The organism is Pseudomonas sp. 6D_7.1_Bac1 (assembly GCF_025465945.1).
In the GTDB taxonomy this organism is placed as follows: Bacteria; Pseudomonadota; Gammaproteobacteria; order Pseudomonadales; family Pseudomonadaceae; genus Aquipseudomonas.
In genome coordinates, this window is record NZ_JANLNW010000080.1 from 39,838 (window position 1) to 65,937 (window position 26,100).

Sequence of the window (26,100 nt, forward strand, 5' to 3'; positions counted from 1 at the left end):
ACTGGGGAGGGAGCTGTGATTCACTTCTTTGAAATCTGGAGTCGTGTAGGCGCGGGATATATGGGCTTTGAGTAGAAAAGTGGACATGTCCTGATGCCCCTCCACTAATCTATTCCAACGCCTGCGCTATTGACGTAATGTCCCGCGTAGCCTTGGTGTAGATTTGGGCGTCGAGCTGAGTGATATCTCGGGGGACAAGCTATTCAATGAGTCGTCGGACGATAAAGAATCTCCAAGCGATAAAGCATTGTCTCCCGGAGAGATAGATAAGCTTAAAGGGGCGGGAATTGATCCTCACGAATTAAAGCCGGCGAAAAATGGATCTAGGTACGATTTGTTTAAAGATAAAAATGGAAATATAAAAATCAAACCAAAATCTGGGAGCGGCCCAGGCGAACCCACTGGGATCAATATAAATAAACTTTAGGGGTGGTTATGGAGAATTATGTCAGGTTGGTTGCTACGAGTAATTGCTTGTCGTCGGAGCAAATTGTCCGCTCTTTAAATATTCGCGGGGAGAGAGTTTGGGATGCCGGAGATAGGCGAGGTAACACTGCGATACTAGAATCTGAAAGCGGCTGGGTAATTAGCTCGACTGCAGGGAAAAGTCTAGGCGTAGATGTGCATATTAAAAGTATTATGGGGCTGGTTAGTGGTCTGGAGAGCGACTTTAAAAAGTTTTCGGAAATTCCGGGGTGCGAAGTTCAAATTTCATGCGCAATTTATGGTAGTGGTGCTCCGCCGCTTAGTTTTAGTAAGGCCATCGTTGAGTGGGTTGGGCGTTTAGGCGCATCGCTGGATATTGATATTTATAGAATATAACTAGGCTGAAGGGGGCGGGTCGTCTAAAGGTGAGTTTGAAAAAGACCTTGTAGATCGACTTTTTTGGCAATAAATATGGTAAGGGTGGCTACGACAAAGGACAACCTCCGAACATAAGAAATAAGAAGGTGGGGTGATCGTTCGTTCGAGTGACCCAAAAATAACGGAGATGGCCATATGGATATTGTTTATATAGTTACACACACGCATGAGTTACCCGGCGGGCAAGAAGATATTAAATTTATAGGTGTCTATGGCTCTAAGGAGTCGGCTGAAAAAGCGGTAGAAAGAGCAAGTGTTAAAGCTGGGTTCGCTGAGACTAAAGAAGGCTTTTTTATTGAAGGGTATCAGTTGGGGAAAGATCATTGGACGGAAGGCTTTTTCACCTATACCCCGGGCGAAGGTCATGAATAATTGAAGCCACTCTAGGCAAGGTCTAAATGCCCAATTGAAGGGATTACAGAGGTGATGGGAATGCATCATGCTGTTATCGCTTTAATTCAATAGCGGTGTTGCACTCAGTTTCTGCAACCGCCGGATCAAAAAAACCGCAGTAATGCGGTTTTTTTGCGGCTAAATGCGGGTCACTGCCCCTTTGGCATATCAAACCCACGCTGTTCAATCACCCTAAACACATCCGCAACATCCTGCACCATGATCCGGGCGATGTTGGTGACGGTGTTGATGTCGTTCTCAGCGTAATCGGGGAGGCTGGTGCAGGCCATGAGGTTGAGGTATTTGAGGACGGCGTTGAGGCGCTCGCTGACGCAGTTGTGGAGTTCGCGTAGCGGGGCGTCGCTGTCGATGTGCAGGATGGGGTGGTCGGTGGCGAATTGGGACATTGGGGTGAAGCGGTGGGGCGGGTGTTGAGTAGTCATGGTTTTAATCCTAAAAAGATAAATCACAACCGTCAGAACCAATTCACAGACGGAAATCGGCTGTGTCTTGCCTGACGCTGTTGGTGCTCTTCTTAGGGCTGCGAAACCCTGTCGCCAACAATGTCAGCGACGACTCAAATATAGGTGTCGGCTTCTGGCGCCGCAACCGGGGGGTAGGACGCTGCGCGGTCATTGTTGCGATGTGGTTTGTCCATGTTCGGCGGTGCATTTGCCGTAAACCGGGCGTTGTGGAGTGTCTGAGGAAATTGCGGGGGAGGGTTTGGGGCCGCTTCGCAGCCCAGCGGGAGCAAGCTCCCTCGCCACGGTGGGTGGTTTCCTACGAGGATTTCGGAGCTGAAGATCAAGAGATCGCAGCCTTCGGCAGCTCCTACGTGGGATCAGTGTCCGGTAACGTTCCTGGCGTTCAAGCAGCCTGGGCGGCTGCTTGAATGTTAGGCGGACACAAAGTCGTATCCAGCGACGTTACGTCCGCAACGCCGGAGTCCGCGGCGGAATCATCCGCTTCGTCCCGGTCGATTCAAACGCCGAAGCCAGCCGCAGCAACGTCGAATCGTCATACGCGCGACCGGCAAAGGTCAGCCCGACCGGCATGCCGATGTCCGGCATCACACCCATCGGTACAGTGACCGTCGGCACACCCAAATGCCGGATAGCGAGGTTGCCGTTGGCGACCCAGATGCCGTTGCTCCAGGCGATGTCCGCAGACGTCGGGTCGACATCGGCATTCGCCGGGCCGACGTCGGCGACGGTCGGGAATAGCACGGCATCGAGGCCGAGCCGATCCATCCAGTCTTCAAGGTCGATTTTACGGGTCTGTTCAAGCCCCCGCAGTCCGTCGGGCACGGTGGCGATCTGGTCCCACGGCGTAATGCCGCGCTCGGCCATTCGTACGTACTCGTCCATGCCAGCGGCGAGGTCGCCTTCGCGGTTAGGCAGGGTTCCTGGATCGTGCGGGAAGATCAGCGGTCCGTTCACATCGACCAGACGATTCAATTTCGGATCGCCGTTGGCCTGCAAAAAGTCATCGAACGCCCATGCCGTCAGGTCCCACAGCTCATGGTGGAGGAACTCTTTGGAGACGATGCCACGATTGAACACGGTCGGCGCACCGGGGCGATCACCTTCGCAGTTGGAGACCAGCGGGAAGTCGACGTCGATCACTTCGGCGCCAGCGGCTTCGAGTGCCTGGCGAGCCTGTTCCCAGAGCCCGATCACCGAGGCACGGGTGTTGATTCGCTGCCCGGTCGGGCCACCGATCCCCGGCGCTTCAGAGGTGCCGGCTTCGGTGTCGGCGTTGATGTACATCCGGGGAATGCCGAAGCGCTTTCCGGCGAGGGCATCGGGATTGGCGGCAAGCTCTGCATAGGAGGCGGGACGCACCGAGGCGACGCTCGGGATCGGCACCCAGGGTTGCATCCGCCATAGATCGCCGCGTGTGTCGGGGTCTTCGGCCACTACCACGTCGAGCACTTCGAGCAGGTCGGCCATGGTTCTGGCAAACGGCACGACGACGTCCATGGTCGGCGTCAACGGCCAGTTGCCGCGCACCGAGATCACCCCGCGCGACGGCGTGTAGGCGCACAGGCCATTGTTCGAGGCAGGGCCGCGTCCGCTCGACCAGGTTTCTTCGGCCAGGCCGAAGGCCGCGAAACTGGCGGCGGTGGCGGTACCGGCGCCGTTCGATGAGCCCGAGGCGAAGGGGGCGGTGAGGTAGTCAGCGTTGTAGGGGCTTTCTGCACGGCCGTAGACCCCGCGCTGCATGCCGCCGTTGGCCATGGGCGGCATGTTGGTCTTGCCCAGGCAGATGGCGCCGGCGGCGCGCAGCCGTTCGATGGTGAACGCATCGCGATAGGCAATCAGGTTGGCGAAGGCGGGACTGCCGGAAGCGGCGGTCAGCCCCTTCACCAGATAACTGTCCTTGGCGGTGTAGGGAATGCCATCGAGCGGCCCTAACGTCTCGCCTTTGGCCCGACGGGCATCGGACGCCTGCGCCTCGTCCAGCGCCTCAGGGTTTCGAACCACCACCGCGTTGAGGGCGGTGGGCGTGTCGGGGCCGTCGTAGGCATCGATTCGGGCGAGATAGGCCTGCACCAGTTCAACCGCCGTGGTCTGGCCCGATTCGAGCGCAGCACGCAGTTGGGCAATGGAAACCTCGGTGACCTCGATCATGCTGTTCTCTCAAAATGGGTGTTCATATCGGTTCTCGTGGCGCTGTATTACGCGACAGTATCCGGGCTTTCAACCTGAGCATTCTATTTAACACGTGTCTGCGTTTCTATTGACTCAGCTCGCTCTGAAGCTCCAGACAATCTCTACAATCCTGAACGCCAGCACCACATAGAGCAGGCAAAGTACTATTTGCAGGCTCAGGTGGTAGCGGGTTTTGGCGAGTTTCCTCAGGCCGTCGCACATGTTCAGCAGCATAAGCGCCACCGCCAGTGCAATCAGGCCCCAACCCGCGATCCAGTAGCCGAACAAGTGGAAAATCGGCGAAGACGGCGAGCGAAGCGCGTCGGTGCCAGCTGCCAGCAGCAGGGTGCACATGAGCAGGTTTCTGAGGTTGTCGAAGACTTCCTTGTTGAGTCCCTGATCCAGTAAACGGCCGAACTTCGTCATCAGTGCGCGCATGGTGAAGCATCCTGTTCATTAAGCGTGTCTGTATCGGGCTGTACGGGCGATAATGCCGCGCAATCCTGTATCAACTTAGCTAAAGAGCCCTGCCGTGATGTTCGAGATCAAGCCGTGGAACCCCGAAACCTATCGACAGCAGACGCGCCGCAGCACAGTGATTATCGCCGTGACCTTCGTCCTGCTGGCGATGATGCTGTCCGGCCTGGCGGTCATGCTGTTCGGCGAGCCCGGTGGCGACAACTTCCGCTTCAACCTGGGCGGTGTCATTGCTGCGGTAATCGTTAGCGCGGCGCTGATGAAAATCAAAGGCTGGTCGCAGCCGTGGATGGCGGCGGCGGTTTACGGTTGGCAACTCAAGCGTAGCCTGATGCGCATCACCAACGTCATGCATCGAGTCACCGATGCCGTGCAGGCCGGTAACCCGAGCGCCATGAAACTGCTGCGCTTTTACCACCTGGGTCTCACACAGATGCACCAACTGGACGGCAACTCCAGCAGCCTCAGCCAAATGACTCGCGAGATCGATCAGCACAAGGCGAGCATGGAAGCGCTGGGGATCGAGACTGAGCAGAATCAGTTGAATCCTGAATGGCTGGCGGCGGTGAAGGCGAAGGAGGCATGAGTTCGATGTTCACGATCAGCCACTTTGAAACCCCGTGCGCCGAGCACATGAATGACCAGATCCTGCAGATGGTCGTCGACTATCTGACCGATATCAGCACGGTGGCGATTGCGCCGAGCAACCCCCTGTACAGCGTGTATCAATACGCTATCGGTTACGAGGTTCATCTCTACCTGGAGGCGCTCGGCGGCTCGAAAGGGGTTGCTGTCGAATTGATCGTCGCAATGGATGATGAAGAGCCTTCGAAGGTCATCGGCTTTTTGCTGTATCTGCCGGTCAAGGATGATCCCGAGGCGTGCGGCCTGGCCTATATGGCGGTGCACGCCAGTCATCGGCGCCAGGGCGTCGCACGGGCGATGGTGCAAGAGATGGTCAGCCGCTACCCACATGCCGAGCTGACGTGCGCCGTTGGCAAGGTTGCCTGTTTCGAATCGATGGGGTTTCAGGTGCTGGGTGCGCGGGGTCCGCAGGTGCTGATGAATACCCGTGACCACAGCACGGGTGGCTTGATGGGCGTGCTGGACACCGCGCCGATCTACAGCTCTGTCGAAGTGCGGCAGATTCATACGTATCTGCTGCAAAAGCACGGGAAGCGGGCGATGGTCGATGCAGAAAAACAGCGCGACCGGCATCTCGACCAGATGACGGCCAAAGCCAAGGCTTTTGTGCGGGAGCGTCTTGGGTAGGGCTGCGGTGCAAGCTACGTTGCGCGGGCATTCGTTGATTCGCTGACCTGGCCAGAAACAGAAAAGCCCAGTTCGTGCTGGGCTTTTGCGTTTCTGGAGCCTGTGCAGCTTGGGGCGTCATTCGCACGGTCAGGGGCATGCGCTCATTGCCTGAATTTCATTTTTCAGGACGCCGATTGCTCAGCAAACCATTCCAACACAGCTTGTCGAGCCGGGTGCAAGGCGCTGGTGGGTTGTAGCCACAAGGTATAGGCGCCCGAGGTTTTCAGGGCGGGGCCGAATGGAATGATCAAGTCGCCGCGGTTTATCAATTCTTGCGCGAGCGTGCGGTCAGTCATGGCAATGCCCAGGCCGCGGGCGGCGGCATCGAGGGCCAGTTCGTCCAGGTTGAAGGTGATGTGTTTGCAGTCTTTGGGCAGCCCCCCGTCATAGGCTTTCAACCAGGCCGCCCACTCCTGTTGACCCGTTGAGCCATGGATCAGCGGATACTTGTTGAGCTCGTCGACTGAGGCAGGGGGTGGTTTTCCATTGACTGAGGCAGGCGCGCAGACCGGGACCAGGAACTCTTCGAACAAAACGTGATACGCCTGATCGGCTGGCGGTTGCAGCAAGTAGAGGATGCAGGCGTCGCAATCACCTGAGGGGTCGACCCGTTCGGTTGCCACGGTTTCTATCGACAGGGACAGATCGGGGTTGCGCGCATAAAAGTCGGTCAGCCGAGGCAGCAACCAGCGCACGGCGAGCGACACGTGAATGCGGATGCGAAAGGGCGTGTCCCTGGGCGCCAGGCGTTTTTCCAGGGCCTGCAATTCGCCGATCATTCTGAGCGCGGTTTCCAGGACTTCTTTGCCCTCGACGGTCAGCGTGACGCTTCGACTGCTGCGAACCAGCAGCGGTACGCCGTAGTGACTCTCCAGTTGTTGAATCTTTCGGCTGACCGCGCTCTGGGTCAGGCACAACTTCGCTGCCGCTTCGGTGAAGTTGCAGGACTCAGCTACTTCGGTAAACGCTTGAAGGGCCTGCAATGAGGGCACGCGAAAGACCTTATCCATGCGAAAACCGAATGGATGAATGCGTTAATAGCGTTGGATTGCGCATCGAGATCACCCTAGATTCTGGTCATGGCGGTCGGATTGAAAGCATTTAAGCATGCTATTTGTTCATGACGACAGCGTTCAACAGATCCGTGCGGTGTGAGGTGAGTAGATGACTGAAAATAGGTGTGGCTGGATCGTCCAGGCGGGAGAGTCTGCGGCACAACCCTGCTTGCGGGGCTCGCAGAAAGCCGACTGGCTGATCATCGGTGGTGGATTCACCGGGCTGTCGGCCGCGCACACCCTGGCCGAACTGCATCCTCAAGCACGGATCGTCATTGTCGATCGTCAACGTGCCGCACAGGGCGCGTCGGCGAGAAACTCCGGGTTCGTGGTCGCCCATGAAAATCCGGCGGGTGACGAACTGCTCGGTCGGCCGGACAATGCCTATTACCGGCACAGTACGCAGATCAGTCGCGCAGCCAACGAAGAAGTGCGCCAGCGTGTGAGCAGTCTGGGTATTGAGTGTGACCTGCATGACCAGGGTTATTTCTTCGCGGTACACGATCCGGACAAGCTCGAAGACGCGGCGCTGAAAGTGCAGACCTTGCGTGACGTGGGGGCCGATGCGCAGTTTCTGCAGGGGCAAGACTTGAGTCGCTGCCTGGGAACGGATTTTTATCGTGCGGGGATTTGGTGTCGCGGTGGTAACGCCCTGCTGCAGCCGGCGAAATATGCCAAGGGCTTGCGTGACACCCTGGCCGATAACGTCTCGTTGTACGAGTACACCGACATCACCGGGCTGGAGCGTTTGGCCAATGGCAATGTCCGCGCGTTATCGACCCACGGCAGTGTTGAAGCCAGCCAGGTACTGATCTGCGTCGGGCCGTTTTTGCCACGTGTCGGTTTGCCTGACCGGGCCGTGTTCCCCCTTGAGCTCAGTGCGTCGCTGAGCCGCCCGCTGACCGACGACGAGTACCGCCAGATGGGCAGCCCGGCGCAATGGGGTGTGCTGTCGACCCGGCCGGCCGGTGCGACGTTACGACTGACCGCCGATCGCAGGCTGCTGATTCGTAATACCGTGGAGTACCGGCATCGCGACCTTGCCGGTTCAGCGCTCAGTGCGCGTCGGCTAACCCACTTGCGTGGCTTGCAACGTCGATTTGCGTGGATCACCGAGCACCATCTTCAGTTCACCTGGACCGGGCATCTGAGCGCAACCCGCTCTGGTGAACCGCGCTTCGCCAGGGTCGAGCGGGGCATTTACACCGTGGCCGGCTGCAACGGCTCGGGCGTTGCACGCGGCACCTTGTGGGGACGTCTACTGGCGGAGATGGCCTCCGGCAGTGAGTCGCCATTGCTCAGCAGCGTGCTCAGTCAGGCTGATCCGGGTTGGCTGCCGCCAACACCCTTTTTCGATATCGGTGCCTCGGTGCGCCTGCGGTACGAGGCCTGTCGCGCTCAATCGGAATCCTGACCCGTAAGGCCTTGTTAACGTCGTTTTCTCACTTGGAATAACAATAATGAACACTCTGAAAAACTTCGTCCTTGCACTCTGCGCGGCTTCAAGCGGGGTGGCGGCTGCGGCAGATACCGTGCGTATCTCCAACTGGAGCAGCTACATTGCCAACGACACTTTGAGTAACTTCACCAAACAGACGGGCATCCAGACAACCTACGACTTGATCGACAGCAACGAGATGCTGGAGGCCAAGTTGATCACCGGTAGCAGCGGGTACGACGTGGTCAGCCCCTCGAACCACTTCCTCGCTCAATTGATCAAGGCGGGCGCGCTGCAGAAACTGGACAAGAGCAAGTTACCGAACTGGAAGAACCTCGATCCGCAATTGATGAAAACCCTGGAGGTCAACGACCCCGGCAACCAATACGCGTTTCCCTATATGTGGGTCACGGTCGGGATCGGCTACAACGTCGAGAAAATCAAGGCGATCTTCGGCAGCACCGATGTCACCAAAAGCTGGAGCCTGTTGTTCGATCCGAAAAACATCGAGAAACTCAGCCAATGCGGCGTAGCGTTCCTCGATAACTCGACGCAGATGTTGCCGATCACCCTCAACTACCTGGGGTTGAAGCACGACAGCGAGGACCCGGCGGATTACCTGAAAGCCGAAACGGCGCTGCTGAAGATCAAACCGTACGTTCAGTATTTCCATCAGTCCAAGTACGTCAGTGACCTGGCCAACGGCAACATTTGCGTGGCTATCGGTTTCAGTGGCGACATCGCGCAGGCGACCTCCACCGCGCATGAGGCGAAGAACGGCATCGAGCTGGGGTACACGATTCCGAAGGAAGGCTCGACCCTGGCCGTCGACATGGTGGTCATGCCGAAGAATGCGCCCAATCAGGATAACGGTTATGCCTACATGAATTACCTGATGGAGCCCAACGTCATCGCCGACATCAGCAATGCGATTCACTATCCGAACGGCAACAGTGCCGCAACGCCATTGATTGAACCCGCCTTGCGCAACGATCCGGCGATTTATCCGACAGCGCAAACCATGAGCACCTTGTTCCCCTTGAAGGCCATGCAACCCAAGGTGATGCGCCAGGTCACCCGTTTATGGACAAAAGTCATCAGCGGGCTCTGAGTCGCAGGTTCAGGCAATCGTCTCGGCGTGTTGCCTGAACACCAGCGCCTTCAAGCCGCTTTCAGCGTCGGTATCGGGAAATTCCGGCGGGTTTTCCAGGCGTTGTTCGAAGCGCAGGCTCGGGGCTTCGCGGGTGACACCGTCGATGAGGAAGTCCGAGCCAAAGGCCGGGTCGTTCATGCAGGCCAGTACCACGCCCTGGCGGCTGAGCAGTTCCGGCAGGCGGCGTAACACGCGCTGGTAGTCCTTGGTCAGCAGAAAACTGCCTTTCTGAAAGGACGGCGGGTCGATGATCACCAGATCGTAAGGCCCGCCGTTGATCACCTTGCCCCAGGACTTGAACAGGTCGTGGCCGAGAAAGCTCACCTTGCTCAGGTCATGTCCGTTCAGCCGGTGATTGTCGCGGCCACGGCTCAGGGCCGCACGGGACATGTCCAGGTTGACCACGTGCTCCGCGCCACCCTCGATGGCGGCCACCGAAAACCCGCAGGTGTAGGCGAACAGGTTCAAGACGCGTTTGCCGCGAGCGTTGTCCCGCACCCAGTTGCGACCGTAGCGCATGTCGAGAAACAGACCGCTGTTCTGTTTCTGGCCCAGGTCCACGCGATAACGCAGGCCGCCCTCGGTAATCGTCAATTCCTCGATCGTTTCCCCCAGCAGCCATTCGGTGGTGCTTTGCGGTAGGTAACGGTGCTGCAGCAGCAACGTATGAGCGCCGGATTTTTCCCACTCAGGTGACTGCGTGATCGCCATCAGCAGTTGCTTCAAGGCTTCCAGTTGCGCCGGGTCAGGTTCCTTGAACAGCGAAACCAGCACCACGCCCTGCATCCAGTCGACGGTCAGTTGTTCCAGCCCCGGCCAGCATCGGCCACGGCCGTGGAACAGCCGGCGGGTTTCGTCGGGTGCAGCTGCCAGGGCCGTCAGCAAATGGAGGTGCAGGGTGGAGAGGGCGTCAGGGTTCATCGGGCAGGGCCGGCAATTTGAAGGGGCGGCATTTTAACCACAATTGCAGCGATAGGGGCTTTGCTGTGCAAAAGGCCGATTGATCGCCAGCAAGCCCTAATGCCAGTCAGTTAAGGATGGACGCTTCCCTGTGGCGAGGGAGCTTGCTCCCGCTGGGGCGCGAAGCGGCCCTAAAAATGGGATTGCTACGCAGTTCAGCGGGAGCAAGCTCCCTCGCCACAGGTTCAGTATTCGGCTTAACTGATCGGCATTATGGCAAGCCCCCGTCAAAGCGTTTGCACAAGCACAAGTGCAGATCAACAATGTACCGGCAGTCGGGCAGCGAGGTTTTCACCCGGTCACGTCGCAGGTCGACACGGAGCGCTCATGAATGATCGTTACACCCGCACGGCGATTTACCTGCACTGGCTGATCGCCCTCGGGCTGATCGGCACCTTCGCGCTCGGCTTCTACATGCCTGAGCTTGTGCTTTCGCCGACCAAGCTGAAGCTGTACTCATGGCACAAGTGGGCCGGGGTGACCCTGTTTTTCCTGGTACTGCTGCGACTCGGCTGGCGCCTGGCTCATCCCGCACCGCCCTTGCCGATGACGATATCGGCCATGTCGCGATTCGCGTCCCATGTCTCGCATGGGTTGATGTACACACTGATGATCGTCATTCCGCTCAGCGGCTGGCTGATGAGTTCGGCACTGGGTTTTCAGACGTCATGGTTTGGTGTCTTGCCGCTGCCGGATCTGCTGCCCAAGGACGCCGCATTGGGCGACCGTCTCAAGGATCTGCACGAGGTGCTTAACTTCATCTTGCTGGCGCTGGTGATCGTTCATACGTGCGCGGCGCTGAAGCACCACTTCATTGATCGCGACGACGTGCTGACGCGCATACTGCCGTCAAAGCGCAGACCTGACCCAAGGCACCTCAATCCATGAAGCGGGCCCCTGACCGGATAATCCTATGAGCTATCGATACCCGCATTCCATTGCATTGGCTGCCGTGCTCACATTCGGCACCTTGGCCGGCGCCCAAGCCGTTGAATACAAGCAAGTGAACGCAACCGCCAGCCAGATCAGCTTCACCTATAACCAGATGGGGGCGAGGGTGTACGGCACGTTCGGCAAGTTCGAGGCCACCATCGATTTTGACTCGGCGAACCCGGCAGCGGCCCATGCCGCGCTCACCATCCAGCTAAACAGCATCGACGCCGGTAGCCGCGACGCCAACAGCGAGTTGCAAAAGCCCGCCTGGTTCAACACGGCAGCCTATCCAGAGGCGAAGTTTGTATCGAGCAGCGTGACGGCGCTCGGCAACAACCGCTACGAGGTCAAGGGCAAGCTCACGCTCAAGGGCGTTACCCGCGAGGTCGGTGCGCAAATCACTTTGAAACCGCAGAGCGCCATCGGCGTATTCGATGGCGAGTTCATTCTCAAGCGCGGCGACTTCAAGATCGGTGAAGGCGAATGGGCCGATTACGGTGTCATTTCCAACGAGATCAACATCAAGTTTCGAGTGGTCGCCCCAGAGCAGTAACGTTCCTGAGGCAGATGGCCGTCTCGCGACCGACGGCCTTGCATGCCGCTTTTATTGGTGACGCGCAAGGCTCGACGATTACGATGGCGTTAGCTGCCCGGTGCGAAGACGGCAACGCAACCATTACAGCCACCGTCCTTGGCGTTGAGCGGCAGGAAGACGTGATTATTTTTCTCGCTGACTGCAACCGAATGCGGGTTGCCGCCGGGCAGCTTTATACGTTGGACGAGCGTGTTGGATTTCGCGTCGATGACACCGAGTTCCGGGCCGTCCGGCATACCGCGCGAAGCGGTGTAATATTGTTTGAGCTTCGGATTGTAGGTGACCATGTCGGCGGCACCGAGGCCAGGAATGACCTTGACCACCGAGCCGTCAGTTTTCATGACGACGAATACCGGCGGCAGGCCGCTACCCTTAACGCCGGCGTTGCAACCTAACAGCAGGTTTGCGCCAGGTCCTTGCACCAGTCCGTTGGGATGGCAGTCATTCACTGGCAATAGTTTCTCGACCTTGCCGCTGTCCGGGTTGATGACGGCGACGGCACCCTTGGCCTTATCCTTCTTCAATTCCGGAATCGAAACATAGAACCTTTTCGTCGCTACGTCGTAGACGGCCTGCTCGATCCCGTCCGTGGCGTCCTCGAAGGCAATCTTGGCCACGACTTTGTGGCCCGGCTTGGTCGAGATCAGCGTCAGGAACGGCGGCTCGTCGGCATTGTTGGCGGCAATCACAACGTGCGCCTTCGGATCGTAGGCCATCTCGTCAACCCGGGCTTTTCCGCCGGTTGAAATGGTATCGATGACTTTTTTCGTCTTGAGGTCGATGATCTTCAGCGTGCTGTCGCCGTCGCCGGCCCACACTTCGCCGCCAACGACAACGACGCCGTTCGGGCCGGACTCGTCGTTGCTCTTTAATTGCCCAGCGAATCCGCCGGGCAAGCGGTCGACCATCTTGCCGCTAGCGCCATCGAACACGTCGACAGCCTTGTTGCTTCTATCGGCCAAATAGTAACGGTTGGTCGCCTGATCGACGTAGCTGATGTCGAAGCCGTTGAGAGGTTCACCCGGAACCTCCAATGTGCCGATCTGTTTCAGTTCAGCGGCGCTGACTGAAGTGGCGAGACTCAAAGCCAATATCGCAGTCGCGCAACCCAACAAATTTCGCTGCACCATAGGTTTTCTCCTGAGGTCTTCGGATATTTTGTATTTGTTCGCTTCTGGCCCCCACCAACCGGGACGCCTGACTTCTTCGCATCCATTCAGAAATACACTGTCTTGGCCGTCGCTGGCCCGCCAGATGACCTCCTGCACTCCCTCAACCGCCGAGTCAATTTCAGTTGCGGTGTACGCAATGTCAATATTTAGAATAGAAAGGGGACATGTTTTGTAGAAGAAGGGACAGATTCATTGGTTGGGGGCTGGCGCAGCTGCTGCCATAGAAAACGCTGAACCGGTAACGGTCAGCGTTTTTTATGGGGCTCGAATGTTGATTCAACAGTGTGATGTGCGTAGTTCACCAGACTTAATCGTCTACTTCAGCGTGTCTTACTGACCGCCAAACACCGCTGGCCTACGCTCTGCAAAGGCCGCTAGCCCCTCATCAAAATCGCGGCTCTCACACGCCTGTCGACGCAGCTCTGCGATCTGTTCCATTGCCTGAACGGGCATCGGTTGCAGGTCTTCGAGGATGCGCAACTGCTCCTTGACCGCCGCATTGGCCAGCGGCGCTTTGCCGGCAATCGTGCGTGCCAGTTCAAGCGCCGTCGCCTCCAGCGCGTCGCTGTCGACCAGCCGGTTCACCACGCCAAAGCGTTCAGCGCGTTCTGCATCGAGCTTCTGCGCGCAGAAAAACATTTCTTTCAGCACGTGAATCGGCAGGTTATTGAAGAAGCGCAGCAGCCCGCTGGTGGTGTAAGGCAAGCCGATGTTTGCCGGGGTCATCGAAAAGCTCGCGCTGCGATCCGCGACGACCAGGTCGCAACTCATCACCAGGTCGACCGCACCGCCCCACACCGAGCCGGATACCAGGGCAATCACCACGCCGGGGTAGGCGCGGATGCGGCGCAGCACTTTTTCGAGTGGCTTGCCGTAGGTGATCGGGTCGTGGTCATGTTGCAGTTCGCGAATGTCGTGACCGGCGCTCCAGACTGCCTGGCCCACGTCGCTGCCCAGAATAACCACCGGTATGCGTTGTGACGCCAGTGCGACGAGGCTTTCGTCGAGGGCCGTCAGCAGTTGCGCGCTGAGTGCGTTGCGGTGTGTCGGATTACTGAAGACCAGCCGGCCGATTCGTTCATCGACCATGTTGACCGTCACGGTGGCGGAAGAGGTTTGCGTTGGGGTCATTGTGCTGCTCCTGTTGATTGTTCGCAGGCCATTGGCGGCGAATCGGTTGTGTCCTGGTACACGGCTTTCGCGGCCAGCAGTGCGTTGATCGACGCGGCGTCGAAACCGGCCTCGCGCAGTACTTCGAGAGTGTGTTCGCCCAGCAGGGGGGGTGGTCGCTGGCTGGTGCCTGGCGCAGGTTGTGCTGCGTCGGTTGCGCTGAACACCGGGGTCACCACCTGACGCAATGCGCCGAGTGTCGGGTGCATGAGTGTTCTGGTCAGTTGGCTATGCAGCACCTGCGGGTCGTCGAACACTTCGTCGAGTGTGTTGATGGGACCTGCGGGCAAGCCTGCCTCGATGAACAGTTCGGTCCACGCGCGTTTGCTGCGGGTTTTCAAACGGCTTTCCAGAATGGCTTTCAATTCATCACGTCGTGCGACTCGGGCTTCATTGGTTGCGAAGCGCGGGTCGTCCGGCAGTTCGGGCAAATCGAGCAGCGTGCATAAACGTCCCCACATGGCCGAGGTGATCGGCGCCAGATTGAGCGGGCCGTCCTGCGTCTGGAACACGCCGTAAGGCGCAATGACCGAATGGGCGTTGCCCGTGCGGCGCGGGACATCACCCAGGCTGAGGTAGCGTTGCCCGTGCACACTTAACAACCCGACGAGGCTGGCCAGCAACGAGGTGCTGACGTGCTGGCCGTGCCCGGTGCGTTCGCGCTCCAGCAGGGCGGCCATGACCGCCGTCACCAGCCACATGCCCGACGTCAGGTCGCCGATGGCGGTGCCGGTGCGGGTCGGGTCGCCATCGACGAAGCCCGTCAGGCTCATCAGCCCCGAATAGCCCTGGGCAATCTGGTCGAACCCCGGCCAGCTGCTCATCGGCCCGTCGCTGCCAAAGGCGTTGATGCTGCCCATGATCAGCCGCGGATTGCGTGCGCTGAGCACGTTATAGCTGAGCCCCATGCTGTCGAGGGTGCCGGGTTTGAAGTTCTCGATCACCACGTCGGCATCCTCGATCAGCCGCTGGATCGTGGCCAACCCCTGGGGATGGCGGAAGTCGATGCACAGGCCGCGTTTGTTGCGATTGCACGACAGGTAGTAGGTGCTCACGCCCCGGTCGAACGGGCCCCAGGTCCGGCTCATGTCGCCGGTCGGGCCGGGCTCGATCTTGATCACATCGGCGCCGAGGTCCGCCAGCACCATGGTGCAGAACGGCCCCGACAGCGCACGGCTCAGGTCGACGATTTTCACGCCTTGCAAAGCTTGCATAGAGTTCTCCAGTTAAGGGTTGAGGGGTGCGCTATTGCGGCAAGGTCTGATCACGGGTTTCGACGGCAAACGGCAGGATCAGCATGCCGGCGACGAACGCTGCGGCGGTCCAGGCGATGGGTGCGCCCAGCGAGCCGTGCCAGTGGATCGCAGCGGCCAGCAGGAAGTTGACGCCGGCGCCGATGAAGCGCCCGACCGAGGCATTGAAGGCGAAGGCCGTGGCGCGGATCCGGGTCGGATACTGCTCGGGCAGCCACAGCGAGAAGATCGCGAAATTGCCGCCGAAGAAGCCAAGGAATATCAGCGACACCATGAACAGATGCAGGCCGTCGTCCATGTAGAACACCCAGCCGAAGGCGACCACGATCGACGCCGCCATGCCGGCAAAGTAGATGCCCAGCGCTAGCCGTCGCCCCAGTCGTTCGGCCAGCCAGGGTGCCACGAGGCAACCGAGGATGGTGCTGAGCGACAGCACTGCCGCGCCAATGGAGGCCAGGTGCACGGCGCCGACGTGGTCGATGCCGGCGCGGGTCGCCAGGGTCACCACGGCGGTCGCTTCGTAGACCGAACCGGCCCACAGACCGACGATGGCGACCCCGACCAGGGCCGAACTGGTCAGCGTGCGACGGCGAAAGGCCGGCGCGAAGATTTCCCACCACGACGTGCGAGTGGAGGCGGTTGGGGTGTGGGGACGTCCGGCGTGGTGAGCAGCCTTGTGCGTCTGGGCAGGCTCTTTGACCTTCAATGCGGTGTAGATCGCCACCGCCGCCGGTGCGAGGCCGCACAGGAACATCACGCGCCAGCCATACGTGGCGCCGATGGTGTAGTTCAGCAACGCGGCAATGAAGAAGCCGAAGTAGTAGCCGGTTTGCAGGTAGCCCGCGCCCATCTTGCGCCGGTCTTCCGGCCAGCTCTCGGCCACGTAGGTGCCGGCCAGTGCCCACTCGCCGCCGACGCCGATCCCGGCGATCAGGCGAAACGCCGCCAATTGCCAGATGTTCTCCGAGAACGCCGCCGCCCCGGTAAACAGCGAGTAGACCAGAATGCTCGCAGCGAGCATCTTGACCCGGCCAAAGCGGTCGGCGAGCGGCCCCCAGATGAAGGACAGGCCCCAGCCGATCAGGAACAGCCCGAACAGGAGAGAACCGTACATGGCGATGTTGGCGGGTGTCGGGGTAATGCCCGAGTTGGGCAGCAACTCGGTCAGGGCGGGAATCAGAACCAGGGCGAAGATGACCGAGTCCACGCCATCGAGCACCCATCCAAGGTAGACCGTCCAGAAGCCGCGGATCTGCTCGCGGGTCAGGGGCGTTTTGATCGGTTTCACACTGGCTGGCGATGCGGTTAATGCTCTAAACATTAAGATCTCCCATGGCCCTGCTCGGGCCTATGGAAGCGCTGTCGGGCTGTGGCAGCCGTCGGCGCTTCGTTTTATTGTGAAATCAGTCTAGGCACCGCTCCTCATAAGCCACAAATATGAAATTCCTTTGGTCCCATCGGATTTTTATATAGAGTCAGAGGCTTTGGAGGCCCCCCATGGACCTGCGCCAGTTGCGGTATTTCATCAAGGTGGTCGAGTGCGGCAATATCACCCGCGCCAGTGAAGCGCTGCATATCGCGCAGCCCGCGATCAGCCAGCAGATGCGCAATCTGGAACGGGATATGGACATGCAATTGCTCGAGCGCAGCGTGCAGGGCGTGGTGCCCACTGCAGCTGGCCAGACGCTGTACCGGCATGCCATCGAGCTGCTGCGCCAGGCCGACAGCACCCGGGAACTGTTGCGTCAGGACGCCGAATTCCCGCAGGGCAAGGTCTCGGTCGGCATGCCGTCGAGTACGGCGCGGATGTTGGCGATTCCGCTCGCGCGCACGATCCGCAATCGCTATCCGGGTATCAAGCTGGAATTGATCGATGCACCCAGCGCCGACCTGGGCGGCCTGATTACGGTTGGGCGGGTTGCGCTCGCGGTGATTGTCGATGCGGTCGAAACCCGTGGCGTGGCCTCGCAGCGGCTGCTGACCGAAACCCTGTACCTGGTGGCGTGGCCGGAGTTTTCGCTACCGGATGAGCCCGTGACGATCGACGCCCTGGCGAAGATGCCGCTGGTTCTGCCCTGTGCACCGAACACCATTCGCAGTCGCGTCGAGTCGGCACTGCAGGAGGCCGGTCTGCACTGTGAGGTTGAGTTCGAAGCCAACTCCACGGATATGTTGTTCGCAGCCGTTCTGGCAAAGCTGGGTGTCACGATCCTGCCTTGGGCGGCGGCCCATACCGAACTTGATCAGCATAAGCTCAAGCTGGCCAGGATCGATCATCGGCTCTTCACGCGTGAGCTGTCTCTGTGCTGGCCTGACACGGCCGTGCAGAGCAACGCGGTGCAAAAGGTCAAGGCGACCATTTTTGAGCTTTTCGAGGCGTTTGGACGGCACCCGGGGTGGGCGGACGGACACTGACGACACTGATGAGCTAGCTGTCGTTGGCGGTGAGGATACTGGCCACCTGGTGCGGTTGGCAGTTGAGGTAGGCCGAGGATTTCAGCCAGCGCCGGTCGGGGTACCAGGAAAACATGAATTGGCCATCCTTGAGTTTGTCGATCACCTGGCGCGCCACTTGTGGCCGCACTGCCGGGCAGCCCAGGCTGCGGCCGATGCGACCCTGGCGTTCGCTCCATAACGGGTTCACGTAGTCGGCCGCGTGAATCACGATGTCACGGTCACGTGCGCGGTCATTGAAACCCGGTTCCAGACCGTCCATGCGCAGCGAGTAACCGTGGCTGCCCTGATAGCTTTCCTGGGTGCGGAACAGGCCCAGGCTGGACTGATAGCTGCCGACGCGATTGGAAAACTGCGTGGCGAAATTTTCCCCGGACTTTTGCCCGTGGGCGACCAGATCGCGCAGCACCAGGGACTTTTTACGCAGATCGAAGATCCACAGGCGACGTGCCGTGGAAGGTTGCGAATAGTCGATCACGGCCAGGCGCTCGGCCTGTTTGGCGCCACTGTTGACGGCGCATTGCATGGCGCTCAGGGCACTTTTCAGGGCTTGGGGATTGAGTTCCGGAGCGGCCTGCGCGAGGCTGTTATACAACGCTTGGTTGTGGGTGTTGGCGGCGAGCACCGGACTGCAAATCGCGCCCAGGGTCGCCGCTGCCAGACAGAGTCGGCGCAAAAAGGTCAGCATGCGTGGAGAGTCCCCAGTGTCATTGTTGGCTCCCGACTTCTTGTCGCTCCCCCGGCGGGCCTGTTTGTACGCAGGTCTTATTGTTTGCCGAACCTGCTGCAGAGGTTGACCGTCTACAAGACGGCCATGGAGTGGAGTAAAGCAATTGATCAAAAAGCACGCATGTTACTTGAGCCTTTGCCTGCTCGCTGCGCCATTGGTCGCGACTGCCCAGAACGAACTGGCCGACCACGATAGCCCGCTGCCATTGGCGCTCCGTCAATTGCCGGTCGATTGCCCACGCCTGGCGGTACACCTGGACACGTCAGCGCAAACGCTGTTGCAGGCTTTTTATCAGCAGCAGAACGACGTCCTGGTCTGGACTGCCAGCGGACGCTTGTCGGCATTGCAGGCACAGTTGCAGCAGTTGGCCGATGACGGGTTGGACCCCGCCCGCTATAGCCTGCCCTCGGGCAATGCCGAGGGTGATGCGCTGTGTACCGACATCGGCATCACTGCGCATTACCTGCAAGCCTTGCAGGACCTGCGCTACGGCCGCTTGCTGCAGTCGCGTTTCGAACCGCTGTGGCATGCGCAGGCGTTGCAGCGCGATCGACACGCCGAGGTGCTCGCCATTGCCGGGCCGGGTCTGCAGGACATTGCGACGGCTTTTCAGCAGGCCCGTCCAAGCCTTGAGCAATACCAGAGCTTGCGCCGCGTTTATGCTCACCTGCGTCAGCAAGCGTTGCCCCATTGGCAGGCTCTCGCGGACGGGCCCTTATTGCGCCCTGGCGCGCATGATGCGCGAGTACCCGAGTTGGCGCAGCGGCTGTTCAGCGAAGGCTATCTGGCCAGCGTCTCCGCCAGGGGCGGCACGGCTTACACCACGGAGCTGGTGAACGCGGTGAAAAACTTCCAGCTAAACCATTCGCTGCAATCGGACGGCGTGGTAGGGCCGGGCACTGTGATTGAGCTGAATGTCAGCCCGGCAGTACGGCGCGATCAACTGCGCATCAACCTCGAACGCTTTCGCTGGCTGGCGCAGGATCTGGAACCCAATAGCCTGCTGATCAATGTGGCCGCGGCGCAGTTGACGGTCTATCAGAGCGGTGTGCCGGTATGGCAGACACGCATCCAGGTAGGGCGTGCCGAGCGGCCGACTCCGCTGCTGAAATCGTCGGTCACGCGCCTGACCCTGAACCCGACCTGGACGGTGCCGCCGACTATCATGCGTGAAGACAAGCTGCCGGAAATTCGTCGGGATCCGACGTTCCTGAGTAAGCAAAGCCTGCAAGTGCTGGATCGCGACGGCCATCCGTTGGCGGCGGCCGCTATCGACTGGGATAATCCCGGCAACATCCTTTTGCGCCAGGACGCCGGACCGAACAACCCGCTGGGACAGATGGCGATCCGCTTTCCCAACCCGTTCTCCGTGTACCTGCACGACACTCCCAGCCAGGCGCTTTTCCAAAAAGCGCCGCGCGCGTTCAGTTCAGGCTGTGTGCGAGTCGAGCAAGCCATGCAACTGCGCGACCTGTTGTTGAGTCCGGCTGAGCGTGCGCGTACCAATGAGTTGCTGGCGACAGGGCTTACTCACGAATTCAGGCTGGCGACGCCGGTGTCGATCCTGCTCAGTTACTGGACGGTGCAAGCCGACAGCCATGGCCAGTTGCTCTATGCCCCGGATATTTATGGGCGTGATGCAGCCTTGTCGGTCGCGCTGGGCAGCAAGTCCTGAGCGCTACTTTCACCTCTGCCTGGAGATACACGCCATGAACAATGAACCGCGTGAGCAGAGCGAGCCGTTCAAGCGGCTGTTCTTCACGCTGCCCTGCGCCCCTGCGCAACGACGAGCCATCGCCCAATGGCGAAGCGCTCTTGGGCTCGGTAGCGGACGCCCGGTGCCAGCGGAAAATTTTCATTTGACGCTGATGTTTCTGGGATCTGTGGCGGTGGCGCAGATTCCGGGTATCTGCGCTGCTGCCGCGCAAGTACAAACGTCAGGCGAGCTGTTAACGGTATCACTCGACCACCTGGATGCATGGCGTCGAGCCGGCATTTTGTTACTCGCGCCAAAGCAGACGCCGCTGCCTTTGCGTCAGTTGGTTTATGCCTTGCAACAGGCGATGCTGCCGCTTGGGTTTGTGGACGCACCCCGGGAATATCGTCCTCACTTGACCTTGATGCGGGACTTTCGAGAGCCTGTCCCGGAATCTGAAACGCCCCCCGACTTTCACCTGAGTGCCAGGCACTTCGCCCTGTTCGAATCGCATAAAGGTCGCTATCGGGCGCTGGCCGAATGGCCTCTGGTTCCTTAGAGGGTGTAGACAAAACATGTCGTGAGTCGGCGCACCTCGGCCAGCCACACCCACGCTTCACTCACGGCGAGCAGTCGATCATGGTGCATGATTAGCCCGAGCCCGCTCATTCCAAGCTGGTGAACTCAATAATTCTGAACCATTGCAAATTCGGATGAGTCTTGGGAATTTTCCTACATGAAGTCTTTTGCCGCTTTGTTAGTGTGCATGTCAATTTGCGCGTGAGCGGGCCAGAAACCCCATGGTGGACAGCTCTTTGGCTGACAAAACCCCACCTGAAACTTCGGATCGCCTCAGAGCGCGGTCAGCCAAATGGACCTGGACAACGCCGTCGGCGACGAGCGTCAGCCCCGGCGGTACTCGCCGTTGAAGACGAAGTCCGTACAGCGCAACTGAACCTCCGTTACGCCACCATCTGTTCGCAACAACCATTTTTATAGTTGATCCACAGGAGTTGCTCCATGTCCCGTTTTCGTCTGATCAGTGCTGCTGTCCTCTTGGCAATGGCTGCCAATGTACACGCCTCTGCCACAGTGAGTACCACCACAGACTCTATCAGTCGTGCACTCAAGGCCACCTCCAACGCCACCTCCAAGCTTTCGTCGTCGTTGCGTGACAACAAAATTGTTCGTGAAGCCCAGGATGATGCTGCCAGTTTTGTGGCAAGCGAAGGTGCCATCCGCGGCGTAAGATTAGAGAGTGCATTTGAATACATTCGCCAGGAGGCCCCTGAGATGAAACAGGCAACCGACGCGCAACTGGCAGAAGCCATCCTGACAATCTGACCACGCGAACCTTGTAGTCACCATTGCCTTCCCAATCCCTCAGGCGCTCGCGGTTTTCCATCACGGCTGGGTGTTGAGCCGCTGCAAGAAATGGAAGGCCGGCAACATGTACGAGCTGCTCGATTTGTTAGGCACGTTGTTCGAACTCGGTCACACCTAAGCAGCCCAGCTCTTCAACACCAAGGACCTTGATTTATGTCCTGCCATTCACCAGTCCGAGCGTGTCTCACAACTGTCCTGATGGCTGCGCTGCCTTTGCTTGCCGGCGCCGTGCATGTCCCGACGGTCTATGCCTTCGACTCCTCGAACGAAGTCGAAGCAATGCCCACCGAATTCTCCCTCCCCCCGACATCCTTGAACCTAGGGTAACTTATATGGACGCCTACCTATTGAGCTCCGGGAGGCGTCCATATAAGTTTCCTTAGGTGTTTTGGCGCGTGTGCGATCTTTTGGGCATTAGACAATCGCGGGAGACCGCGCTTGTTTAAAGGACCCCACGTAGCTGTTTGTATCCCGTACATCAGCCTTGAAGGCTCTCTCGCCGGTCAGTAGGTTGTACATCTTGACCCTGCGATGGTTATTCGCATAACCGCCCATCGCTGAAACCGTCCCGCTTTGAATGTGGTCCAGATAACGGAATATTGTTCGTGGCGAAATAAAGCCGATCTTGTAGTTCAACGCCGCCATTCGATCTTGCAGCTCGTAGCCGGGATTACGCCCATCCATTTGAAAGTGCAGCCCGTGTTTTTTAATCAATCGCACATTCCACAGCGTACAAAAGCTCTTCAAGTGAACTTCCTTGAACGGCTTCGGCGCCCTTGAATTAAACCCCAGGGCCAGCAAGCTGCGCCGTGTGTAGTGCTTGAAAAAACGTGAGGTCAGGCGCCAGGCCGATCGGGCCAGCCCTCGATTTTGCTGTTCCAGGCACCCGACAGCCGCCACTTCTTGCGGGCCTGTGCACTGGCTGATCATCAGGCTGAAAACAGCCGGGTCGTAGACGAACGTATCGGTGTGCAACAAAAACAGGTACTCGGTTTCAACCTGCTCCAGGGCCAGATCCAGGGCCCGGCCGTGAGCCATGTTCCCGGCTTCCGGGGCGTTACTTTTACGCTCGATCAGGTTGATCCAGTCGAGCGTGCGCAGGTATTCGCTGCTCGCATCGTTCGAATAGTTGTCCACCACAAACACCGGCACGCCAGCTTCCTGCGCACCCTCGCGCAGCAGCTCCAGGCAGGTCCTGGTCAGTTCAAGCGATTTATAGTTCACCAGCACAATGCTGTAGTTTGCCTGGGTCGAAAGTGAATGCGTCATCAGTAGGTGAGCCTCGATTGCTGCCTGAACTTCAGGCTTGCGCTCATCCTAGAGAGGTCAACCTTTCGGCCCGTTCCCGGGTGAATAAATTTTCTGACAGGGTTGTTTCTGATTGTCACGAGCGATGGGGATGGATGTATTCAAGACAGGACGAGGACAGGTTCTTGCGTGGCAATGAACCTGTCCTCGTTTGCTTCAAGGCACCACTGTGCGTAGCTGCTGACGCTCAGCGCACCAGGCAGGGCTTTTTGTTATCGAATGTCCAGCCGGGAATCATGAACTGCATGGCCACGCTGTCGTCGCGCGCGCCCAGGCCCATGCCTTTGTAGAGTTCGTGGGCCTTGGCGACGGCGTCCATATCGATATCGACACCCAGCCCGGACTTGGTTGGAACCTTGACGTGACCGTCGACGATTTGCAGTGGCTCCTTGGTCAGGCGTTGCCCGTCCTGCCAGATCCAGTGGGTGTCGATTGCGGTGATCGCTCCCGGTGCAGCCGCCGCTACCTGGGTGAACATCGCCAGTGAAATGTCGAAGTGGTTGTTGGAGTGAGAACCCCAGGTCAGCCCCCACTCATGGCACATCTGCGCCACGCGCACCGAGCCTTGCAGGGTCCAGAAGTGTGGATCGGCCAAGGGAATGTCCACCGACTGTAGCTGGATGGCGTGGCCCATTTCGCGCCAGTCGGTGGCGATCATATTGGTCGCGGTGGGCAGGCCGGTGGCGCGACGAAATTCGGCCATCACTTCGCGGCCGGAGTAACCGTTTTCAGCGCCGCACGGATCTTCGGCATAGGCCAGCACATGATGTTGGTCGCGGCACAGCGCAACGGCTTCTTTCAAGGACCAGGCGCCGTTCGGGTCAAGGGTGATGCGCGCGTCGGGGAAGCGCTCGGCCAAAGCGGTAACCGCCTGGATTTCTTCCTCGCCGCGCAGCACACCGCCCTTGAGCTTGAAGTCGTTGAAACCGTATTTGGCCTTTGCTGCTTCGGCCAGACGCACGATGGCTTCTGGCGTCATCGCCTGCTCGTGACGCAAGCGGAACCAGTCATCCGCGTCGGGTTCGCTGCGGTAGGCCAGATCGGTCTGGTTGCGGTCACCAATGTAGAACAGATAGCCGAGCATCTTCACCGCATCGCGTTGCTGGCCTTCGCCGAGCAATGCCGCCACCGGGACTTCGAGGAACTGGCCGAGCAAGTCCAGCAGCGCCGCTTCGATGGCGGTCACAGCGTGAATGGTGATGCGCAGATCAAAGGTTTGCAGGCCACGGCCGGCCGCGTCACGGGCAGCGAAAGCGCTGCGCATGGCGTTCAGGATGCTTTGGTATTTCCCGATCGGCTGCCCGACCACCAGGCTGCGAGCGTCTTCCAGCGTTTCACGAATGCGCTCGCCACCGGGGACTTCACCGACGCCGATGCGGCCGGAACTGTCCTTGAGAATGACGATGTTGCGGGTAAAGAAGGGGCCGTGGGCGCCGCTGAGGTTCATCAGCATGCTGTCATGGCCGGCAACAGGAATGACCTGAAGACTGGTGATCAGCGGGGCTTTGCCGGTGTGGTGCAGGTGTTCGGTATTCATGTTCATTTCCTGTTTTGTCGGTTCGACCCAAGCGCTGATCAATGCGATTTACCCAGCACGGGTTGGTGAATGTCCGCATCGGCGGTGCCCGTCACCCTGGGTGTTGTCTTGGCGAAAAACACCAGCAGTGCGGCGATGATCGAGGTGCCCGCCAAGCCGTAAAGCCCGCCTTGAATAGAACCGGTGGTTTGTTCCAGAAAACCGAAGGTCGTCGGGGCGACGAACCCGCCGAGGTTGCCGATGGAGTTGATCAAGGCAATGACGGCGGCGGCGATCCGGGCGTCGAGGTAGCCCTGGGGAATCGGCCAGAACAACGAAGAGGCGGACTTGAACCCGATCGCTGCAAAGCAGATGGCGACAAAGGCGAAGATCGGCCCGCCGGTGGTGGACAGGAACATGCCCGTGGCGGCGATCAGCAGCGCTGCGGCGATCCAGGCCTGCTGGAACTTGAACTTGCCCGACAGTGCGGCGAAGGCATACATGGCCACAATCGAAATCAGCCAGGGAATCGAGTTGTAGAAACCCACCTGAATGTCGCTCAGGTCGCCCATCTTTTTGATGATGCTGGGTAGCCAGAAGGTGGCGGCATAGATCGTCAGCTGAATGCAGAAGTAGAGGGCGCAAAACAGCATGATCTGGCGGTCCTTGAGCAATTTTCCCAAGGTCGGTTTGACCGTGTGGACGGCGTCGCGCTCACGTTGTTCGTGATCGATTTCGCCAACGAGTGCATCCTGCTCTTCACGGCTCAGCCACTTGGCGTCATGCGGTTTGGAGTCCAGCCAGAACCAGACGAAGACGCACAGAAGCACCGACGCCATGCCTTCAATGATGTACATCCACTGCCAGCCATGCATGCCCAGACCGTTGATTTGCAGCAGTGCCCCGGACAACGGGCCAGAGATCAGCGAGGCCAGCGCCGAGCCACTGAGGAAGATGGCAATCGCTTTGCCGCGCTCAACGCCGGGCAGCCACCGAGTGAAGTAGTAGATGACGCCCGGGAAGAAGCCGGCCTCGGCCACGCCCAGCAGAAACCGCAAGATATAGAAGTGGGTTTCGTTCTGGATGAAGGCCATCAGCGTGGCGGTAATGCCCCAGGTGAACATGATCCGGGTCAGCCAGATGCGCGCCCCGACTTTTTGCAGCAGCATGTTCGAGGGCACTTCGAACAGTGCATAACCAATGAAGAACAAACCTGCACCGAGCCCATACGCTGCGGCACCAATGCCCAGGTCGTGCTCCATGTGTGTACGGACGAAGCCGATGTTGACGCGGTCGATGTAGTTGACGATGAACATGATGATGAAGAGCGGGAGCACACGGCTCTTCACTTTCGAAATGGCGCGTGCCAGGACAGGATTATCGGGCGAGGCGGCAGGTACAGCGCTTGAATGGCTCACGATTCATGACTCCCACTGATTATTGTTATGCGGGTGTGGTGCTGCTGTGTTGTTTTGCGACTTAAGTTGCCAGTCATCATACAAGTGAGATTTTTGACTCGCAATACGAGTCTTGCGAGAAAATGGCTATAAAAACCGGGTGTGTAAGATTTAAATGTGTG

The 26,100-nt window shown here is 59.0% G+C and carries 26 protein-coding genes; 13 read left to right on the forward strand and 13 right to left on the reverse strand.

Annotated features, from left to right (window positions below; genetic code table 11):
* Window positions 1–247 precede the first annotated feature (247 nt).
* The 3 genes from NTD87_RS28185 (at window position 248) to NTD87_RS24875 (ending at window position 1,236) form a co-directional block, all read left to right on the forward strand.
* Complete coding sequence (locus NTD87_RS28185; protein WP_410017525.1) at window positions 248–427, forward strand: polymorphic toxin type 33 domain-containing protein; 180 nt, start codon at window positions 248–250, stop codon at window positions 425–427.
* A gap of 8 nt (window positions 428–435) precedes the next feature.
* Window positions 436–822: a DUF4279 domain-containing protein gene (locus NTD87_RS24870; protein WP_262116836.1), complete on the forward strand. Its 387-nt coding sequence runs from the start codon at window positions 436–438 to the stop codon at window positions 820–822.
* A gap of 177 nt (window positions 823–999) precedes the next feature.
* Complete coding sequence (locus NTD87_RS24875; protein ID WP_262116837.1) at window positions 1,000–1,236, forward strand: hypothetical protein; 237 nt, start codon at window positions 1,000–1,002, stop codon at window positions 1,234–1,236.
* Between the two features lie 170 nt (window positions 1,237–1,406).
* Here the strand turns inward: NTD87_RS24875 and NTD87_RS24880 are convergent, their stop codons facing one another.
* The 3 genes from NTD87_RS24880 to NTD87_RS24890 form a co-directional block, all read right to left on the reverse strand.
* On the reverse strand, window positions 1,407–1,700 hold the full coding sequence (locus tag NTD87_RS24880) for a fructose-bisphosphate aldolase (RefSeq protein ID WP_262116838.1): 294 nt from the start codon (window positions 1,698–1,700) through the stop codon (window positions 1,407–1,409).
* 483 nt (window positions 1,701–2,183) lie between these two features.
* Window positions 2,184–3,890, reverse strand: coding sequence for an amidase (locus NTD87_RS24885; protein ID WP_262116839.1), 1,707 nt, complete (start codon window positions 3,888–3,890; stop codon window positions 2,184–2,186).
* 114 nt (window positions 3,891–4,004) lie between these two features.
* Window positions 4,005–4,349: a hypothetical protein gene (locus NTD87_RS24890; RefSeq protein ID WP_262116840.1), complete on the reverse strand. Its 345-nt coding sequence runs from the start codon at window positions 4,347–4,349 to the stop codon at window positions 4,005–4,007.
* Between the two features lie 97 nt (window positions 4,350–4,446).
* On the opposite strand from NTD87_RS24890, the gene NTD87_RS24895 reads away from it, so the two are divergent.
* Window positions 4,447–4,974 carry a DUF3087 domain-containing protein gene (locus tag NTD87_RS24895; RefSeq protein WP_262116841.1) on the forward strand — a complete coding sequence of 176 codons (528 nt, stop codon included), beginning with the start codon at window positions 4,447–4,449 and terminating at the stop codon, window positions 4,972–4,974.
* Between the two features lie 5 nt (window positions 4,975–4,979).
* Complete coding sequence (locus tag NTD87_RS24900) at window positions 4,980–5,660, forward strand: GNAT family N-acetyltransferase (protein WP_262116842.1); 681 nt, start codon at window positions 4,980–4,982, stop codon at window positions 5,658–5,660.
* A 164-nt stretch (window positions 5,661–5,824) separates the two neighbouring features.
* Here the strand turns inward: NTD87_RS24900 and NTD87_RS24905 are convergent, their stop codons facing one another.
* Window positions 5,825–6,712 carry a LysR substrate-binding domain-containing protein gene (locus NTD87_RS24905; protein WP_262116843.1) on the reverse strand — a complete coding sequence of 296 codons (888 nt, stop codon included), beginning with the start codon at window positions 6,710–6,712 and terminating at the stop codon, window positions 5,825–5,827.
* A gap of 154 nt (window positions 6,713–6,866) precedes the next feature.
* Between NTD87_RS24905 and NTD87_RS24910 the strand changes: the two genes are divergently transcribed.
* On the forward strand, window positions 6,867–8,171 hold the full coding sequence (locus tag NTD87_RS24910; protein ID WP_262116844.1) for an NAD(P)/FAD-dependent oxidoreductase: 1,305 nt from the start codon (window positions 6,867–6,869) through the stop codon (window positions 8,169–8,171).
* A gap of 46 nt (window positions 8,172–8,217) precedes the next feature.
* Window positions 8,218–9,306, forward strand: coding sequence for a polyamine ABC transporter substrate-binding protein (locus NTD87_RS24915; protein WP_262116845.1), 1,089 nt, complete (start codon window positions 8,218–8,220; stop codon window positions 9,304–9,306).
* 9 nt (window positions 9,307–9,315) lie between these two features.
* Here NTD87_RS24915 and NTD87_RS24920 read toward each other — a convergent pair whose 3' ends face one another.
* On the reverse strand, window positions 9,316–10,269 hold the full coding sequence (locus tag NTD87_RS24920) for a class I SAM-dependent methyltransferase (RefSeq protein ID WP_262116846.1): 954 nt from the start codon (window positions 10,267–10,269) through the stop codon (window positions 9,316–9,318).
* Between the two features lie 366 nt (window positions 10,270–10,635).
* On the opposite strand from NTD87_RS24920, the gene NTD87_RS24925 reads away from it, so the two are divergent.
* A complete protein-coding gene (locus tag NTD87_RS24925; RefSeq protein WP_262116847.1) occupies window positions 10,636–11,196 on the forward strand; it encodes a cytochrome b in 561 nt (186 codons plus the stop codon).
* 25 nt (window positions 11,197–11,221) lie between these two features.
* Window positions 11,222–11,794 carry a YceI family protein gene (locus tag NTD87_RS24930; RefSeq protein WP_262116848.1) on the forward strand — a complete coding sequence of 191 codons (573 nt, stop codon included), beginning with the start codon at window positions 11,222–11,224 and terminating at the stop codon, window positions 11,792–11,794.
* An 89-nt stretch (window positions 11,795–11,883) separates the two neighbouring features.
* On the opposite strand, the gene NTD87_RS24935 is transcribed toward NTD87_RS24930, so the two are convergent.
* The 4 genes from NTD87_RS24935 to NTD87_RS24950 form a co-directional block, all read right to left on the reverse strand.
* A complete protein-coding gene (locus NTD87_RS24935) occupies window positions 11,884–12,966 on the reverse strand; it encodes a YncE family protein (RefSeq protein ID WP_262116849.1) in 1,083 nt (360 codons plus the stop codon).
* Between the two features lie 372 nt (window positions 12,967–13,338).
* On the reverse strand, window positions 13,339–14,139 hold the full coding sequence (gene scpB, locus NTD87_RS24940) for a methylmalonyl-CoA decarboxylase (RefSeq protein ID WP_262116850.1): 801 nt from the start codon (window positions 14,137–14,139) through the stop codon (window positions 13,339–13,341).
* Window positions 14,136–15,392, reverse strand: a complete 1,257-nt coding sequence (locus tag NTD87_RS24945; protein WP_262116851.1) for a CaiB/BaiF CoA transferase family protein — start codon at window positions 15,390–15,392, stop codon at window positions 14,136–14,138. The genes scpB and NTD87_RS24945 overlap by 4 nt, the downstream gene beginning before the upstream one ends.
* A 31-nt stretch (window positions 15,393–15,423) precedes the next feature.
* Complete coding sequence (locus tag NTD87_RS24950; RefSeq protein ID WP_262116852.1) at window positions 15,424–16,752, reverse strand: MFS transporter; 1,329 nt, start codon at window positions 16,750–16,752, stop codon at window positions 15,424–15,426.
* 176 nt (window positions 16,753–16,928) lie between these two features.
* Between NTD87_RS24950 and NTD87_RS24955 the strand changes: the two genes are divergently transcribed.
* Window positions 16,929–17,846, forward strand: coding sequence for a LysR substrate-binding domain-containing protein (locus NTD87_RS24955; protein WP_262116853.1), 918 nt, complete (start codon window positions 16,929–16,931; stop codon window positions 17,844–17,846).
* 13 nt (window positions 17,847–17,859) lie between these two features.
* Here NTD87_RS24955 and NTD87_RS24960 read toward each other — a convergent pair whose 3' ends face one another.
* Window positions 17,860–18,573: a murein L,D-transpeptidase catalytic domain family protein gene (locus NTD87_RS24960; RefSeq protein WP_262116854.1), complete on the reverse strand. Its 714-nt coding sequence runs from the start codon at window positions 18,571–18,573 to the stop codon at window positions 17,860–17,862.
* A 145-nt stretch (window positions 18,574–18,718) separates the two neighbouring features.
* On the opposite strand from NTD87_RS24960, the gene NTD87_RS24965 reads away from it, so the two are divergent.
* The 3 genes from NTD87_RS24965 (at window position 18,719) to NTD87_RS24975 (ending at window position 21,655) form a co-directional block, all read left to right on the forward strand.
* Complete coding sequence (locus NTD87_RS24965) at window positions 18,719–20,290, forward strand: murein L,D-transpeptidase (protein WP_262116855.1); 1,572 nt, start codon at window positions 18,719–18,721, stop codon at window positions 20,288–20,290.
* Between the two features lie 34 nt (window positions 20,291–20,324).
* Window positions 20,325–20,870, forward strand: coding sequence for an RNA 2',3'-cyclic phosphodiesterase (gene thpR / locus NTD87_RS24970; RefSeq protein ID WP_262116856.1), 546 nt, complete (start codon window positions 20,325–20,327; stop codon window positions 20,868–20,870).
* A gap of 461 nt (window positions 20,871–21,331) precedes the next feature.
* Entirely contained in the window at window positions 21,332–21,655 is a 324-nt protein-coding gene (locus NTD87_RS24975; protein ID WP_262116857.1) for a DUF2388 domain-containing protein, read from the forward strand.
* Between the two features lie 456 nt (window positions 21,656–22,111).
* Here NTD87_RS24975 and NTD87_RS24980 read toward each other — a convergent pair whose 3' ends face one another.
* From NTD87_RS24980 to NTD87_RS24990, 3 genes are all read right to left on the reverse strand, one after another.
* On the reverse strand, window positions 22,112–22,966 hold the full coding sequence (locus NTD87_RS24980; RefSeq protein WP_262116858.1) for a glycosyltransferase: 855 nt from the start codon (window positions 22,964–22,966) through the stop codon (window positions 22,112–22,114).
* 226 nt (window positions 22,967–23,192) lie between these two features.
* The gene (gene gudD / locus NTD87_RS24985) at window positions 23,193–24,542 is read right to left on the reverse strand and encodes a glucarate dehydratase (RefSeq protein WP_262116859.1); all 1,350 of its coding nucleotides are present in this window, start codon (window positions 24,540–24,542) and stop codon (window positions 23,193–23,195) included.
* A 38-nt stretch (window positions 24,543–24,580) separates the two neighbouring features.
* Window positions 24,581–25,939 carry an MFS transporter gene (locus NTD87_RS24990; RefSeq protein WP_315975343.1) on the reverse strand — a complete coding sequence of 453 codons (1,359 nt, stop codon included), beginning with the start codon at window positions 25,937–25,939 and terminating at the stop codon, window positions 24,581–24,583.
* Window positions 25,940–26,100 lie beyond the last annotated feature (161 nt).

Coding starts and splice junctions, on each gene's coding strand:
- NTD87_RS24870 (WP_262116836.1), top strand. CDS start 436: ATGGAGAATTATGTCAGGTTGGTTGCTACGAGTAATTGCTTGTCGTCG.
- NTD87_RS24875 (WP_262116837.1), top strand. CDS start 1,000: ATGGATATTGTTTATATAGTTACACACACGCATGAGTTACCCGGCGGG.
- NTD87_RS24880 (WP_262116838.1), bottom strand. CDS start 1,700: ATGACTACTCAACACCCGCCCCACCGCTTCACCCCAATGTCCCAATTC.
- NTD87_RS24885 (WP_262116839.1), bottom strand. CDS start 3,890: ATGATCGAGGTCACCGAGGTTTCCATTGCCCAACTGCGTGCTGCGCTC.
- NTD87_RS24890 (WP_262116840.1), bottom strand. CDS start 4,349: ATGCGCGCACTGATGACGAAGTTCGGCCGTTTACTGGATCAGGGACTC.
- NTD87_RS24895 (WP_262116841.1), top strand. CDS start 4,447: ATGTTCGAGATCAAGCCGTGGAACCCCGAAACCTATCGACAGCAGACG.
- NTD87_RS24900 (WP_262116842.1), top strand. CDS start 4,980: ATGTTCACGATCAGCCACTTTGAAACCCCGTGCGCCGAGCACATGAAT.
- NTD87_RS24905 (WP_262116843.1), bottom strand. CDS start 6,712: ATGGATAAGGTCTTTCGCGTGCCCTCATTGCAGGCCCTTCAAGCGTTT.
- NTD87_RS24910 (WP_262116844.1), top strand. CDS start 6,867: ATGACTGAAAATAGGTGTGGCTGGATCGTCCAGGCGGGAGAGTCTGCG.
- NTD87_RS24915 (WP_262116845.1), top strand. CDS start 8,218: ATGAACACTCTGAAAAACTTCGTCCTTGCACTCTGCGCGGCTTCAAGC.
- NTD87_RS24920 (WP_262116846.1), bottom strand. CDS start 10,269: ATGAACCCTGACGCCCTCTCCACCCTGCACCTCCATTTGCTGACGGCC.
- NTD87_RS24925 (WP_262116847.1), top strand. CDS start 10,636: ATGAATGATCGTTACACCCGCACGGCGATTTACCTGCACTGGCTGATC.
- NTD87_RS24930 (WP_262116848.1), top strand. CDS start 11,222: ATGAGCTATCGATACCCGCATTCCATTGCATTGGCTGCCGTGCTCACA.
- NTD87_RS24935 (WP_262116849.1), bottom strand. CDS start 12,966: ATGGTGCAGCGAAATTTGTTGGGTTGCGCGACTGCGATATTGGCTTTG.
- scpB (WP_262116850.1), bottom strand. CDS start 14,139: ATGACCCCAACGCAAACCTCTTCCGCCACCGTGACGGTCAACATGGTC.
- NTD87_RS24945 (WP_262116851.1), bottom strand. CDS start 15,392: ATGCAAGCTTTGCAAGGCGTGAAAATCGTCGACCTGAGCCGTGCGCTG.
- NTD87_RS24950 (WP_262116852.1), bottom strand. CDS start 16,752: ATGTTTAGAGCATTAACCGCATCGCCAGCCAGTGTGAAACCGATCAAA.
- NTD87_RS24955 (WP_262116853.1), top strand. CDS start 16,929: ATGGACCTGCGCCAGTTGCGGTATTTCATCAAGGTGGTCGAGTGCGGC.
- NTD87_RS24960 (WP_262116854.1), bottom strand. CDS start 18,573: ATGCTGACCTTTTTGCGCCGACTCTGTCTGGCAGCGGCGACCCTGGGC.
- thpR (WP_262116856.1), top strand. CDS start 20,325: ATGAACAATGAACCGCGTGAGCAGAGCGAGCCGTTCAAGCGGCTGTTC.
- NTD87_RS24975 (WP_262116857.1), top strand. CDS start 21,332: ATGTCCCGTTTTCGTCTGATCAGTGCTGCTGTCCTCTTGGCAATGGCT.
- NTD87_RS24980 (WP_262116858.1), bottom strand. CDS start 22,966: ATGACGCATTCACTTTCGACCCAGGCAAACTACAGCATTGTGCTGGTG.
- gudD (WP_262116859.1), bottom strand. CDS start 24,542: ATGAATACCGAACACCTGCACCACACCGGCAAAGCCCCGCTGATCACC.